Below are 11829 nucleotides of genomic sequence, written 5' to 3' on the forward strand. Positions count from 1 at the left end.
CGGCCAGTCGGCCTTGCGAAACCTCACCGCTTCGATTGGCCTTGCATCACACTCAGGCGTCATCGCGAGGAGCCGTAGGCCGACGCGGCGATCCAGGTGGCATCTCAGCACGCTCAGAGCTTCGATTGCCCTGGATCGCTTCGCTACGCTCGTGATGACGGCAGAGGATCAGGCGGGCCGAGCCCGCAAGCGCCGCCTCAACTCCGCTTCAGCCGCTGCACCATGTTTTCCAGTTCATTGAGGAACCGTGAGCGGTCCTTCGGCGAGAAAGCCGGCCCGCCGCCGCGGATGGCGCCGCTATCGCGCAGTTCGGCGTTGAGGTCGCGCATGGCGAGCGCCATGCCGATATTGTCGTCGGTGAACGGCTTGCCGGTGCCGGAAAGGGCGGCCGCGCCCTTCTTCAGCACCCGCGAGGCGAGCGGGATGTCGGCGGTAATCACGATGTCGCCGGCAGCAACGTTGTCCACGATCCAGTCGTCGGCCGCATCCGGCCCCTCGGAGACGATGACGCGCTTTATCAGCGGGTGGTCGTCGAGCCGCATCCAGCTATTGGCGACCATATGGACGGTAAGGTCGTGGCGGTCGGCGACGCGCAGCACCTCGTCCTTGACCGGGCAGGCATCCGCGTCGACGAAGATCTCCAACGCTACTTCTTCCGTCCGGAGACGAAGCCGACGATGGCGCCGACCTCGGCCATGACCTTTTCCGCGATCACCGCCGCCTTTTCCGCGCCGTCGGAGAGGATCGCATCGACGGTGCCGGGATCGGCGGTGAGCCGGCGCATTTCGTCGGCGATCGGGGCGATTTTCTCCACCGTCAGCTCGGCAAGCGCCGGCTTGAAGACGGAAAAGGCCGAGCCGCCATATTCCTTCAGCACATCGTCCCGCGACCGGTCAGACATGGCCGCAAAAAGGCCGACGAGGTTTTCCGCCTCGGCCCGGCCGGCAAGGCCCTCGGCCTCGCTCGGCAGCGGCTCCGGATCGGTCTTTGCCTTGCGGATCTTCTTGGCGATGGTGTCGGCGTCATCGGTCAGCACGATACGGCTGTAGTCGGAGGGGTCCGACTTCGACATCTTCTTGGAGCCGTCGCGAAGGCTCATGACCCGTGTCGCGGGGCCCGTGATCAGCGGCTCCGGCAGCGGGAAATAGGCATCCTCGAAGCCGTTCCTGGCGATCGAGCCGGCGAAGTCGTTGTTGAACTTCTGGGCGATGTCGCGGGTCAGCTCCAGGTGCTGCTTCTGGTCGTCGCCGACCGGCACATGAGTGGCACGATAGAGCAGAATGTCCGCGGCCATCAGTGTCGGATAGGCGAACAGGCCGACGGAGGCGTTCTCCTTGTCCTTGCCGGCCTTTTCCTTGAACTGGGTCATCCGGTTGAGCCAGCCCATGCGGGCAACGCAGTTGAACAGCCAGGCGAGCTCGGCGTGCTGCGGCACCTGGCTCTGGTTGAAGATGATCTGCGTCTTCGGGTCGATGCCGGCGGCCAGATAGGCGGCCGCGACCTCGCGGGTGTTGGCGGCAAGCCCCTCCGGCCCGCCCCAGACGGACGGCGGCTGGGTGATGGCGTGCAGGTCGACGACGCAGTAGAGGCAGGGATAGTCGTGCTGCAGTTCCGCAAAGCGCTTGATGGCGCCGAGATAGTTGCCGAGGTGCAGGTTGCCCGTCGGCTGGACGCCGGAAAAGACGCGCTGTTCGAAAGCCGCCATGGCTTCAAGTCCTTATGTTCTCAAAGGTTGCCGGGGTTATCGCCAAGCGGGCCGGCGAGATCAACCCTCAATCCTCTGCCGGCACCTTCCGCCGCTTCAGCATGGCGTAGTAGCGCCTGGCGTCGACCGCGCTGGTGGCGGTGGCGAGCACGAAGAAGGCTGCCGCGCCGATGACGACGACGAGGCCGAGGGTTGCGGCCCTGACGGCCAGCGATGCATCGGTGAGCCAGGGGGAAAGCAGCTCGGCCGCACCGTAGACGACCGCGCCCATGGCGACGCTGCAAAGCAGCGTCAGCGGCAGGCGCCGGACGAGCAGGTGATCCGCCTTGTAGTGGCCGCGCCGCCAGAGCGTCACCCCCAGGAGCAGGGCATTGACCCAGCCGGCGAGCGAGGTGGCGATGGCGATGCCGATATGGGCAAGGAACGGGAACAGGATCAGCGATCCGGCGACGTTGACGACCATTCCGGCGCCGGCGAACCACATCGGCGTTGCCGTGTCCTCGCGGGCAAAGAAGCCCGGCGACAAGACCTTGATGAGGACGAAGGCCGGCAGGCCGGCACCGAAGGCGGCAAGCGCTGGTGCCGTTGCCGCGGTATCGGAGGCAAGGAACGCGCCGCGCTGAAACAGCACCTGGACGATCGGCCCGGCGATGACGATGAGGGCGACGGCCGCCGGCAGGGTCAGCACGAGGGCGAATTCCAGCGCCCGGTTCTGGGTGTGGAAGACGTTGGAATGATCGCCGGAGCGAAGCTGGCGGGCAAGGTCCGGCAGGAGCACGACGCCGATGGCGACCCCGACGACGCCGAGCGGCAACTGGTAGACCCGGTCCGCATAATAAAGATAGGAGACCGCGCTCGCCGAAAACGAGGCGATGATCGTGCCGACCATGATGTTGAGCTGGGTGATGCCGCCGGCAATGACGCCCGGAACGCCGAGCTTGACCAGCCGCCTGACGCCGGGGGTCACGCGGGGCCGGCGCAGGGTGAGGCGCATGCCGGTGGGCTTCAAGGCGAGCACCAGGGCAACGAGCTGAACGACGCCGGCGATGGCGACGGCAATCGACAGCAAGGTGCCGGACAAAAAACTCTGGCCGGTGTCGAGGAAGCCGATCACGATCAGAGTCGCGATGAACACCACATTGAGCAGCACCGGCGCGAAGGCGGCAGCGGCGAAGCGGCCGAGGCTGTTGAGAATGCCGGAGAGAAACGCCACCAGCGACACGAACATCAGATAGGGAAAGCAGATCCGCGAAAAGGTGACGGTGGTCGCGAATTTGTCGGCGTCGTCGGCAAAGCCCGGCGCCAGCACGAAGACCAGAGCCGGCATGGCGATTTCGGCGACGATGCTGACGAGGATCAGGGTCGTCAGGAACGCGGCAAGGATTTCTTCCGCGAACTTTCGCGCGCCCTCCTCGCCCTTTTCCTCCAGCGCCCGGGCGAACAGCGGCACGAAGGCGGAGTTGAAGGCGCCCTCGGCGAACAGCCGGCGGAACAGGTTCGGCAGCTTGAAGGCGACGAAGAAGGCATCGGCGATCGGCCCGGCGCCGAGAGAGGCGGCGATCGCCACGTCGCGGATGAAGCCGAGCAGGCGGCTCACCATGGTGGCGCCGCCGACGGTCGCGAAATTGCGCAAGAGATTCAAGGACGGCCCTCCGGGCGCCGGCAGCCTGCAGGTGGCGTCGTCGCGGCGCGAAAATCCGGCGAGTTATACTGCGGGCGGAGCAGGCGCGAAAGGGCTACGGCTCGGGCCCACAGCCCAAAAATCACGCCACCGCCGCGCGTTCGTCCTTGGCCTCGTCGTCTTCTCCGGTGCCCTCGAAGGCGCGGGTCAGGCGGCGGCGGATCGCCGCCTGGCGGCTGCCATTGGTGATCTTGCCGTTGGTCAGGTCGGTCACGTAGAAGACGTCGACCGCGCGCTCGCCGAAGGTGGCGATGTGGGCCGAGCCGATGTCGAGGCGAAGATCGGACATTTCGCGCGTCAGGTCATAGAGGAGGCCCGGCCGGTCGAGCCCGGAGACCTCGATGACGGTGAAGTGGTCCGAGGAATAGTTGTTGACCAGCACCTCGGTCGCCAGCCGGAACGCCTTGACCCGGCTGGAGCGCGATTCCACCGCCGCCGCGATCCGCTTCGGCAGTTCCTCCTCGCCCTTCAGCGTCTGCTCGATGATGGTGCGGATGCGCTCCGCCCGCCGGTCCTCGTCCTCGTCGGTATCGAAGGCGCGGCGGATGAAGATGGTGTCCAGCGCAAAGCCGTCGGAGGTGGTGAAGACCTGGGCGTCGACGATGTTGGCGCCGGCGACCGTGCAGGCCCCGGCGATCGTCGACAGGACGCGCGGATGGTCGGGCGCAAAGACGGTCACCTCGGTGACGCCCTCCGCCTCGTGGCAGGTGCTGGTGGTGGCAAGCTTGGTGCCGGCCCTGTCCGCGGCGCGGATCAGTTCCGCATGCTCGATCTTGCGGTTGAGGTCGATCCTCAGCCAGTAGGCCGGATAGTGCCGCTCGGCATAGGCCTCGATCTCCGGTTTCGTCCAGCCTTCCAGCGCATTGCCGAGCTCCGCGCGTGCCGCTGCCACCCGCTGGTCGCGGGAGATGTGCGAGAAACCGCCGGCGACGACGGACTCGGTCTCGTAGTAGAGCGTCCTGAGGAGCTGGCCCTTCCAGGCATTCCAAACCCCCGGGCCGACGGCCGTGATGTCGGCGATCGTCAGGATCAGGAGCATCTGCAGCCGCACCGGGCTCTGCACGATATTGGCGAAATCGTTGATGGTCTTGCGGTCGCCGAGGTCGCGCGACTGGGCGACCATGCTCATCAAAAGGTGATGTTCGACCAGCCAGGCGACGGTCTCGGTCTCGGCCTGCGTGAAGCCGAAGCGCGGGCCGATCCGGCGCGCGATCTTCATGCCGGCGAGCGAATGGTCCTCCGGCCGGCCCTTGGCGATGTCATGTAAGAGGACGGCGAGGTAGAGCACCTTGCGGCTCGGCAGATTGTTCATTAGCTCGGTCGCCAGGCCCAGATCGTGCGGCACCTCGCCCTTTTCGATCTCCGACAGCATGCCGATGGCGCGTAGGAGGTGCTCGTCGACCGTGTAGTGATGGTACATGTTGAACTGCATCATCGCGACGATCTTGCCGAAGTCCGGCACGAACCGGCCGAGGACCCCGGTCTCGTTCATGCGCCTCAGCACCGTTTCCGGATCGTTGCGCGAGGTCAGAACGTCGACGAAGAGCTGGTTGGCCTCCTCGCTCTCCCGGAGTTTGGTATCGATCAGCTTCAGCGAGCGGGTGAGCAGCGTCAGGGCATCGGGATGGAAGGCGACGTCGTAGCGGTCGGCGAGCTGGAAGATCCTGAGGATATTGACCGGATCGCGGGCAAAGACCTCGTCGTCGGCGACGGTGATGCGGTCATTGTCGATGACGAAATCGCCCGACTGGGCGACCTTGCGGCGGCGTCGGCGGATGGTGTTGAAGAGCCGGCTCAGGGGCGGCGTCGTCTTGACGTGCTTGTCTTCCAGGCCGGCGCAGAAGATGCGGGTCAGGTCGCCCACATGCTTGGCCATCAGGAAGTAGTGCTTCATGAAGCGCTCCACGTCCTTGAGGCCGGCATGGGAGGTATAGCCGAGGCGGCTGGCGATTTCCGGCTGGACGGCGAAGGAAAGTCGCTCCTCGGCCCGCCCCGACAGGAAGTGCAGGTGGCAGCGGACGGCCCAGAGGAAACTTTCCGCCTTCTTGAAGAGATTGTATTCGCGCCGGGAAAAGACGCCGAGCTTCGGCAGTTCGGCGGCGGACCGCACCCGGTAGAAATATTTGGCGATCCAGAACAGGGTATGCAGGTCGCGAAGGCCGCCCTTGCCCTCCTTGACGTTCGGTTCCACCAGGTAGCGCGACTGGCCCTGGCGGACATGGCGCGAATCCCGCTCCGCCAGCTTGGCGCCGATATATTCCGAGCCGGATTTCGCCGCGACCTCGACGTCGAACCGCTCGACGAGCTCGTCGAACAGGCTCTCCTCGCCCCAGATGAAGCGCGCCTCCAGGACGGCGGTGCGGATCGTCAGGTCGGATTTGGCAAGCCGCACGCACTCGTCGAGATTGCGCGTTGCGTGGCCGACCTTGAGGCCGAGATCCCACAGCATGTAGAGCAGGTACTCGTTGATGGTCTCGCCCCAGGCCGTCTGCTTGTAGGGCAGGAGGCACAGGATATCGACGTCGGAAAACGGCGCCAGCATGCCGCGGCCATAGCCGCCGACGGCAACCAGCGCCATCCGTTCCGCGGACGACCGGTTGATCGAGCGGAACACATGGGCGACCGCGAAATCGTAGATGACGCGGATGATCTCGTCCTGGATGTGCGACAGCCGCTGGGTGCAGAGCGTTCCGTCATTGTCGGCCTCGAACCGCCGCTTCACGTCGGCGCGTGCCTCGGCCAGCGCCGTCTTCAGGAGCTTCAGGACTTCGGCGCGAATCTTCGTGCTCGAACCGTCGCCGTCGGTCTCCAGCGTCAGCGCGGTGAGGGAGGCCCTGAGGGCGTCCGAATCGATGCAGTCGGTCACATAGGGGGGAAGCTTGGTCATGCGCTCCGCGTTCTGTCGGTGGGCGGGCGGCTTCAAGCGTCTGAGAGCCGCCGGCCGCGTCCCCAATAGCTAGAGCAGTTCGTGCCGGTTGTGAACCATCGGGGCATCTGCGGCGCTGCGGCCGGCATTGCCGCCGAGGCAAGGACCGCGGCAAAAGCTCAGCCCTTGGCCGCTTCCGCCTTCAGCTTGTAGAGCAGCTCCAGCGCCTCGCGCGGCGTGAGGTCGTCGGGATTGCTGTCGGCAAGGAGCGTCAGCGCCGGGTTCCGGGCAGTCGGCGCGCCGGCCGCCGGCGCCGGCTTGTCGCGCAGGGCGGAGAAGAGCGGCAGATCGTCGATCATCATCTCCACCGGCGACTTGCGCTCGTGCTCCTCCAGTTGCGCCAGCACCTGGCGGGCGCGAGTGATGACCGCTTCGGGCAGGCCGGCGAGGCGAGCGACCTGGATGCCGTAGGAATGGTCGGCCGCACCAGAAACGATCTCGTGCAGGAAGACGACGTCGCCCTCCCATTCCTTGACCCGGACCGTGGCGTTGTGGAGCCGGGCGAGCGTTTCCGACAGCGCGGTCAGCTCGTGATAGTGGGTGGCGAACAGGCTGCGCGAGCGGTTGACCTCGTGCAGGTGCTCGATCGCCGCCCAGGCGATGGAAAGCCCGTCGAAGGTCGCCGTGCCGCGGCCGATTTCATCCAGAATGACCAGCGAGCGCGGGCCGGCCTGGTTGAGGATCGCCGCCGTCTCGACCATCTCCACCATGAAGGTGGAGCGCCCGCGGGCAAGGTCATCGGCCGCGCCGACGCGGGAAAACAGCCGGTCAACGACGCCGATATGGGCGTGTTTCGCCGGCACATAGGCGCCGATCTGGGCAAGGACGGCGATCAGCGCGTTCTGCCTGAGGAAGGTGGACTTGCCGGCCATGTTCGGCCCGGTGACGAGCCAGATCCGGCCATCGCCCTCCCCGTCCGCCGGCCCGAGTGACGCGTCGTTGGCAACGAACGGGTCCTCGCAGCGCTTGCGGAGCGCCTGTTCCACGACCGGGTGCCGGCCGCCGGAAATATCGAAGGCGAGCCCGTCGTCGACCCTCGGCTGGGTGTAGTCTTCGGCTTCGGCCAGCACCGCATGGCTCGCCGAGACGTCGAGGACGGCAAGGGCCCGCGCGGCGTCCTTGATCGCCTCGGCCTCCGCCGTGATCCGCGCGCAAAGGTCGTCGAACACCTCCTGCTCGATGGCGAGTGCCCGGTCCGAGGCGCTCGAGATCTTGGCTTCCAGATCGGCAAGCTCGGTGGTGGTGAAGCGCATGGCGTTGGCCATGGTCTGGCGGTGGATGAACGTCGCGGCCGTCGCCCCAGTTGTCAGCTTGTCGGCATGGTTGGCGGTGACCTCGACGAAATAGCCGAGCACATTGTTGTGCCGGACCTTGAGGGAGCGGATGCCGGTCTCGTCCTGGTAACGCGCCTGCAGTTCGGCGATGATCCGCCGGCTCTGGTCGCGCAGCGCCCGAAGCTCGTCGAGATCGGCGCGGTAGCCGCCGGCAATGAAGCCGCCGTCGCGGCGAAAGACGGGGAGTTCCTCGGCAAGGGCATTGGTCAGTTCGTCGCGCAAGGGATCGGGGAGGGCCGCAAGCGCCGCTTTGGCGTTGGTGACCTCGGCTGCGCTGCTGGCATCGGCCTCGCCGAGAAAGGCTGCGATGTCGCGCGCCGCATCGAGCCCGGCGCGGATGGCATCGAGGTCGCGCGGGCCGCCGCGGTTGAGCGACAGGCGGGAAAGGGCGCGTGAGATGTCCGGGGCGCCGGCAAGCGCTTCGCGCAACCGGGACCTGAGGCCCGTGTCGCCGAGGAAAAAGCCGACGGAGGCGAGCCGCTTGCGGATTTCGTCCGGGTCGGCGAGTGGCGCCGACAGTCGTTCGGCCAGCAATCTGGCGCCGGCGCCGGTCACCGTGCGGTCGATGGCATCGATGAGGCTGCCCGCGCGGCCTCCGGAAAGGGTTTTCAGAAGTTCAAGGTTCGCCCGCGTCGCCCCGTCCACATGCATCAGGCGGCCGGAGTCCTGGCGCGTCGGCGGATCGAGGGGCGGGCGCTCGCCGAGCTGGGTCTTTTCCACATAGGCAATGGCGCCGGCCGCCGCGGCCGTCTCGGCCCGCGAAAAGCCGCCGAAGGCATCGATGGTGGCGACGCCGTAGAAGCGGGCGATGCGGTCGGCCGCCGTCGCGCCGTCGAAATAGGCCCGCGGTACCGGCATCACGGCAAAGGAGAGCTGGCGCCAGAAGCCGGCGAGGCTTTCGTCCTCAAAGAGTGCGTCGGAGACGATCAGTTCGCGCGGGTCGATCCGCGAAAGGTCGGCGGAAAGCCGCTCGAACGTCGTCTCGCCGACCCGGAAGACGCCGGTGGAAATGTCGATCCAGGCAAGGCCGAAGACGCCGTGCGGATCATCGGTGCCGGCGCGGATGCGGGTGACGGCAGCCAGATAGTTGGAGCGGCCGGCCTCCAGGAGAGTCTCTTCGGTGAGCGTGCCGGGCGTCACCAGCCGGATGACGTCGCGTTTGACGACGGATTTGGCGCCCCGCTTTTTGGCCTCGGCCGGGTCCTCGGTCTGCTCGCAGACGGCGACCCTGTAGCCGAGCGCGATCAGCTTTTGCAGATAGTCGTCGGCGGCATGGACGGGCACCCCGCACATGGGGATGTCGGCGCCGAGATGCTTGCCGCGCTTGGTGAGCGTGATGCCGAGCGCCCGCGATGCCTCCTCCGCGTCCTCAAAGAACAGCTCGTAGAAATCGCCCATGCGATAAAACAGCAGGCAGTCCGGGTTGGCCGCCTTGATCTCGATGAATTGCTCCATCATCGGCGTGACCCGGCCCGTCTCGGGCGAACTCTTTGACATCGCTTCACTCATGACGGTGGACGGTATCAGAACTGCCATGCGGATTCATCGCCCCAGAGCAGTCCCGGCATCGGGTTGTGGATAGTCGGTCGCGCGGATATTGTCCTCACCCCCGCCGCACGGCGGCAACCCTCAAAAAGACCGAAAACAAGCGAGTAAAAAGAATGCCAGGGAGCGACAAGTCCGATAAGTCGGGACCGTCCTTTACCGACCAGGAAGCGCTGCTGTTCCACCAGCAGGGCCGGCCGGGCAAGCTGGAGATCACCCCGACCAAGCCGATGGCGACCCAGCGCGACCTGTCGCTGGCCTATTCGCCGGGCGTCGCCGTTCCCGTACGCGCCATCGCCGACGATCCGAGTCGCGCCTTCGACTACACCACCCGCGGCAATCTCGTCGCCGTCATTTCCAACGGCTCGGCTATTCTCGGCCTCGGCAATCTCGGCGCGCTCGCCTCCAAGCCGGTGATGGAAGGAAAGGCGGTGCTGTTCAAGCGCTTTGCCGACGTCGATTCCATCGACCTGGAGATCGACACCCAGGACGTCGATGCGTTCGTCGACAGCGTGCGCTATCTCGGGCCCTCCTTCGGCGGCATCAATCTTGAGGACATCAAGGCACCGGACTGCTTCATCATCGAAAGCCGGCTGCGCGAGCTCATGGACATTCCGGTGTTCCATGACGACCAGCACGGCACGGCGATCATCGCCACGGCCGGCATCCTCAACGCGCTGCACCTGACCGGCCGCGAGATGGCCGACGTCAAGCTCGTCTGCAACGGCGCCGGCGCCGCCGGCATCGCCTGTGTGGAGCTGGTCAAGGCGATGGGCATGCGCCACGAAAACATCACGCTGTGCGACACCAAGGGGCCGATCTATGTCGGCCGCGAAGAGGGCATGAACCAGTGGAAGTCCGCCCACGCCACGAACACCAAGGCCCGCAGCCTCGCCGAGGCGCTTGACGGTGCCGACGTCTTCTTCGGCGTCTCGGCCAAGGGCGCGCTGACCCAGGACATGGTCGCCGCGATGGCGCCGAACCCGATCATCTTCGCCATGGCCAATCCGGATCCGGAGATCACGCCGGAGGAGGTTGCCGAGGTCCGCCAAGATGCCATCATGGCGACCGGCCGGTCCGACTATGCGAACCAGGTCAACAATGTGCTGGGCTTTCCCTACATCTTCCGCGGCGCGCTCGACGTCCAGGCGACGACCATCAACGACGCCATGAAGATCGCCGCCGTCGAAGCGCTCGCCGAATTGGCGCGGGAAGACGTGCCCGACGAGGTCGCCTCCGCCTATCGCGGCAACCGGCCGAAATTCGGCCCCAACTACATCATCCCGGTGCCGTTCGACCCGCGGCTGATCTCCAAGGTGCCCCCGGCGGTGGCCCGTGCGGCGATGGAGAGTGGCGTTGCCCGCCGGCCGATCGTCGACATGCACGCCTATGCCGAAGGGCTGAATGCCCGCCGCGATCCGGTCGCCGGCACCCTGCAGAGCATCTTTTCCAAGGTGCGCCAGAACCCGCGCCGGGTGGTCTTTGCCGAAGGCGAGGAGGACCAGGTCATCCGCGCCGCCGCGAGCTTCGTCTCGCAGGGGCTCGGCACAGCGATCCTGGTCGGGCGCACCGACGAGATCCAGGAACGGGCGGCCGAGGCCGGCGTCGAACTGCGCGACGGCATCGTCGTGGAGAATGCCCGCACGTCGGACCGTAGCGGCGACTATGCGGACTTCCTCTACAGCCGCCTGCAGCGCCGCGGCTTCCTGAAGCGCGACTGCATCCGGCTCGCCAACAACGACCGCAACTATTTCGGCGCCTGCATGGTGGCGCTCGGCGATGCCGATGCCATGGTGACGGGCCTGACCCGCAACTACTCCATCGCGCTCGGCGCCATTCGCGACGTCATCGATCCGAAACCCGGCCACCGGGTGATCGGCGTCTCCATCGCCCTGTCGCGCGGCCGTACGGTGCTGGTCGCCGACACCGCCGTCATCGACATGCCGACGTCGGAGGAGCTTGCCGACATTGCCGAGGAGGCGGCCTCCGTCGCCCGCCGCCTCGGCTACGAGCCGCGGGTCGCCATGCTCGCCTATTCCACCTTCGGCCATCCGCCGGGCGAGCGTGCGGAGCGGCTGAAGGAGGCGGTACAGATCCTGGAGCGCCGGCGCGTCGACTTCGAGTTCGACGGCGAGATGGCCGCCGACGTGGCGCTCAATGCCGATCTGATGGCGCGCTATCCGTTCTGCCGGCTGTCGGGTCCGGCCAATGTGCTGATCATGCCGGCCTTCCACGCCGCCTCGATCTCCACCAAGATGCTGCAGGAACTGGCCGGCTCCACGGTGATCGGGCCGCTGCTGACCGGTCTCGACAAGCCGGTGCAGATCCTGCCGCTCGGCGCACGGGATTCCGATATCGTCAACATGGCGGCGATCTCCGCCTATAATCTGGGAGCATGACGCCGGCCCCGCAAAGCGCTTTCCCAAGGCGTTGACGGATTTTCCGGACAGGAAATCGCGCTAGAACATCGGACCAAGGCATGTTTCACATGAAACGCGACATGCCCTGGCCGCAAAAAACGCGGCGCGAAGGGGCAGGGGCAGACCGAACGATCTCTGCCGGCGCGGAAAGGCGTGCCGGCATCTCTCCACATGCGAACGATCGGCACGCGCCATGGAGCGGCGCGCCGAGCCAGGAA

6 protein-coding genes are annotated in these 11829 nt (G+C 66.4%); 1 reads left to right on the top strand and 5 read right to left on the bottom strand.

The features are described 5' to 3' along the window. Positions 1-197: 197 nt before the first annotated feature. The 5 genes from CH339_RS05210 to mutS form a co-directional block, all read right to left on the bottom strand. The gene (locus CH339_RS05210) at positions 198-644 is read right to left on the bottom strand and encodes a YaiI/YqxD family protein (RefSeq protein WP_111433227.1); all 447 of its coding nucleotides are present in this window, start codon (positions 642-644) and stop codon (positions 198-200) included. A gap of 2 nt (positions 645-646) precedes the next feature. Further along, positions 647-1705 (bottom strand): tryptophan--tRNA ligase, encoded by a 1059-nt coding sequence (trpS, locus tag CH339_RS05215; RefSeq protein ID WP_111433228.1) that lies wholly within the window; start codon positions 1703-1705, stop codon positions 647-649. A 67-nt stretch (positions 1706-1772) separates the two neighbouring features. Next, positions 1773-3347, bottom strand: a complete 1575-nt coding sequence (gene murJ / locus CH339_RS05220) for a murein biosynthesis integral membrane protein MurJ (protein WP_111433229.1) — start codon at positions 3345-3347, stop codon at positions 1773-1775. Between the two features lie 121 nt (positions 3348-3468). Then, on the bottom strand, positions 3469-6273 hold the full coding sequence (locus CH339_RS05225; RefSeq protein WP_111433292.1) for a [protein-PII] uridylyltransferase: 2805 nt from the start codon (positions 6271-6273) through the stop codon (positions 3469-3471). Between the two features lie 158 nt (positions 6274-6431). Continuing rightward, positions 6432-9143 carry a DNA mismatch repair protein MutS gene (mutS, locus tag CH339_RS05230; protein WP_244668907.1) on the bottom strand — a complete coding sequence of 904 codons (2712 nt, stop codon included), beginning with the start codon at positions 9141-9143 and terminating at the stop codon, positions 6432-6434. Between the two features lie 164 nt (positions 9144-9307). Here mutS and CH339_RS05235 point away from each other — a divergent pair, with 164 nt between their 5' ends. Beyond that, positions 9308-11590: an NADP-dependent malic enzyme gene (locus CH339_RS05235; protein ID WP_111433230.1), complete on the top strand. Its 2283-nt coding sequence runs from the start codon at positions 9308-9310 to the stop codon at positions 11588-11590. Positions 11591-11829 lie beyond the last annotated feature (239 nt).

This window comes from Rhodobium orientis, assembly GCF_003258835.1.
Lineage (GTDB): Bacteria > Pseudomonadota > Alphaproteobacteria > Rhizobiales > Rhodobiaceae > Rhodobium > Rhodobium orientis.

What these genes read in the sequence shown, in the direction of transcription:
- trpS (WP_111433228.1), bottom strand. Translation starts at nt 1,705, where the DNA reads ATGGCGGCTTTCGAACAGCGCGTCTTTTCCGGCGTCCAGCCGACGGGC.
- CH339_RS05225 (WP_111433292.1), bottom strand. Translation starts at nt 6,273, where the DNA reads ATGACCAAGCTTCCCCCCTATGTGACCGACTGCATCGATTCGGACGCC.
- mutS (WP_244668907.1), bottom strand. Translation starts at nt 9,143, where the DNA reads ATGTCAAAGAGTTCGCCCGAGACGGGCCGGGTCACGCCGATGATGGAG.
- CH339_RS05235 (WP_111433230.1), top strand. Translation starts at nt 9,308, where the DNA reads ATGCCAGGGAGCGACAAGTCCGATAAGTCGGGACCGTCCTTTACCGAC.